Below are 2,917 nucleotides of genomic sequence, written 5' to 3'. Positions count from 1 at the left end.
CGGATTTCCTCCGTCTCTACTACGACACGATGTCCAAACGGCCGGAATTTCCCAGGCTGATCCTGAAAGTGCTGGCGCTGAACCAAGGCCCGGGCCGACGCTTCATTCAGCAATTGCTGGAACGGGGACGCACACGCGGCGCGCGGACCGTGGCCGACTTGAAAAGCCATGGACAGATCGCCCCATCGGTAGACCCCGACATCCTGAGAATGACATTCGTCAGCCTGGCCATGATGCCGATGCTGCTGAAAGACATCTTCGAGGAACAGATGGGGCATGCGATGGATGCAGCGTTCATCGAAAACCTGGCCGAGTTCAACGGCCGACTCTTTACAGGGGGCCTGGCACCGGCCCCGCACGAATAGCTGGAGCCGCGATGCCATTACAAAAAGCTACCGGAGCCGTTCGGCTGTTTTCCCGATTGATGAAATTCGCCGGCTGGCTCCAGACCATCCCGGACAAGCTGACGCCGCCGCCGTTTCGCCTAATGCAGATCGGCTCGGCTTTCTGGCAATCGCGGGCGCTTTACGTCGCCGCCCGACTCGACATCGCGACGGTGCTGGGAGACCAACAGCTCACGGCCGAAAAGATCGCCGCGCAGGTCTCCGCGCAGCCCGATGGCGTCCACCGGCTGCTTCGGATGCTCGCTGCCATCGGTGTTTTCCAGGAAGTGTCGCCACGTGTGTTCGGTAATAACCGCGTTTCCGCCTATCTGCGGAAGGACCACCCGAAAAGCGTGCGCGCGATGATTCTGATGCACAACTCGGAGGAGATGAGCCGCCCCTGGTATGAACAATTGGAAAACGGCGTCAAGAGAGGGGAAGTTCCTTTCGGGCTCGCTCATGGGCAGGACCTGTTTGCTTATATGGACAGCCACCCCGAATTCGACGCACTGTTCTCGCGGGCGATGGACAGCGTTGAAGCCTTGACCGGAGACAGCTTCGCCCGCGACTTCGATTGGGGACGTTTCGAGCGCGTGATTGATGTCGGCGGATCGAGGGGCAGTAAGTCCCTTGCCATTCTGAAACGGCATCCGCATCTGAAAGCCGTGGTGGTCGATCGCGCTCAGGTTATCCGGGATGCCGAACGATATTGGATTGGACGCGAAGCTCCGGAGCTGCTCGCCCGCCTGAGCTTTCAGGCCGGCGATTTACTCGAAGCGGTCCCGACGGCGACGAGCGACAAGGACATCTACCTGCTCAGCGCCGTACTGCACGGCTTCGACGACGAGACCTGCGCCAAAGCTCTCACCAATCTTGCCGGCGCTTGCACCGGAACGGGCGCCCGCATCGCCCTGATGGAGCTGGTCATGGCCGAATCGCGGGCCGACCTTGCCGGCGCTGCTCTCGACATGCAAATGTTCATGGCCACCCGAGGAAGAGAGAGGACTCTCGATGAATGGCGGAGTCTGTTCGACCGGTGCGGGATGATGCTGGAAGAAGTGGTGAACCTTCGATCGTTTGCGAAGATACTCGTTCTACAGCCGAGATAACGAGATTTGCCGGTGACCTGAACTCGAATCGCCGGTAAATTCCGCCTTCACATTTTGCCGCCGAGACGCATGAGCATTCCGCAGAGATGCCCGAGTACAATAATCCTAGAAACGGCAGTTGACCGCTTCGATGCATTAGAGAAGTCCAATGAATCGTAAGTGTCCGACCTTGTACCGATTTCACCGCTTGGGTGAAGCCGCTACGCACCCGATTGCACGGCGGGCCGGCCACCTGGCGGCGTTGCTCCTTCTTGCGGGAGACCACCCCGCGGCGGCGTCGCGCCCCTTCGACGGGGCTCAGGACAGGCTTGCCAGCCGACCTGCCCGCCGCACACTCGAGCACGTCCAACGGCCGTTTCTAGGATAATCCCGAAAAGACACGAGCTATTCATCTCGAAAACGCATAAGAAAACCGTGATCCTAAACCCGTCACAAACGGTCGCTTCAGCCACACCGCTTCTTGGGGGCAGACCGTGAACATCCTGAAGAGAATCGTCTTATTCGCACTGGCCTTTTCAGCTCTTCCGGCATATGCGGACTGGAGCGCGGAAGACGAATACGCGTGCAGTGATAATGTGGCCGGCAAATTCAAGTATTACGCCCTGGCCCTGTCCTGGTCGCCGGAATTCTGCCGTTCCCATCCCGGCCTCCGGCACGAGCCGCAGTGCCGGGAAAACCGTCGATTTATTGTCCATGGGCTTTGGCCTCAGTGTGAAAACGATGCTCCGCGCGAATGCCGAAACGGCGGACGCCCGGATCGGGTCGATAAACGCAGGATTCACGCCTTCATGCCGTCGGACTATCTGATCCGTCACGAATGGAGGGCCCACGGAACCTGCACCGCGCTGTCCCGCAGCGGCTATTTCGAGCTGACCGAAGCGCTTTACCGAAAACTGAATTTGCCCGGCCTCGCCGAAACCGCCGAAGCGGAGGAGATCGAGCGGCTGTTCATGGAAAAGAATCCAGGGCTCGATGACGACGAAATCGTGCTGTCCTGCGGCGCGAACGGCCAAAGAAGCAGCGCCAAGACCCTAGACGAGGTCATCGTTTGCTTCGACCGGAACACCCACGCCTTTACCCGGTGCCAGAACATCCGCGACACGTGCCGGACGCAGAAAACCGTCACGATCACCGGAGCGCGTTGAATGCCGAGACGCGCCCTGCGCCTACCGGAATGGCGACGTAATCGGACCGGCGCCCCGCTCGATGATCTGCCCGATGGCAACCTTGGGAACGGGCTTTCGCCTGCGCTCGCGCCAGTCGAGCTATCCTTCGGCGAATAATCGAATAGCCGGCAACTAAGAGCCTATCCCAGTAGGAACAAAAGCGTGATGAGCGACCTCTAATGCCGAAATTTCGAGTCAAGAGGGGCTCTTATGGGACTGGTGACGAAAGATGATGGCTGGCGCATTCCGGATGAGCTGT

Annotated in this window: 2 protein-coding genes and 1 pseudogene; all 3 read left to right on the top strand. The window is 59.5% G+C overall.

Annotation, left to right across the window (positions count from 1 at the left end; all coding sequences use genetic code 11):
- Window positions 1-365, top strand: a pseudogene (locus ABJK70_RS22850) (TetR/AcrR family transcriptional regulator); the annotation flags it as partial.
- Between the two features lie 11 nt (window positions 366-376).
- The gene (locus ABJK70_RS22845; protein ID WP_347259238.1) at window positions 377-1,492 is read left to right on the top strand and encodes a methyltransferase; all 1,116 of its coding nucleotides are present in this window, start codon (window positions 377-379) and stop codon (window positions 1,490-1,492) included.
- A 473-nt stretch (window positions 1,493-1,965) separates the two neighbouring features.
- On the top strand, window positions 1,966-2,637 hold the full coding sequence (locus tag ABJK70_RS22840; protein WP_347259237.1) for a hypothetical protein: 672 nt from the start codon (window positions 1,966-1,968) through the stop codon (window positions 2,635-2,637).
- Window positions 2,638-2,917: the final 280 nt, after the last annotated feature.

The sequence above is a fragment of the Methylocaldum sp. genome (assembly GCF_039794385.1).
Classification (GTDB): Bacteria; Pseudomonadota; Gammaproteobacteria; order Methylococcales; family Methylococcaceae; genus Methylocaldum.
This window is presented reverse-complemented; position numbering and strand designations above follow the sequence as displayed.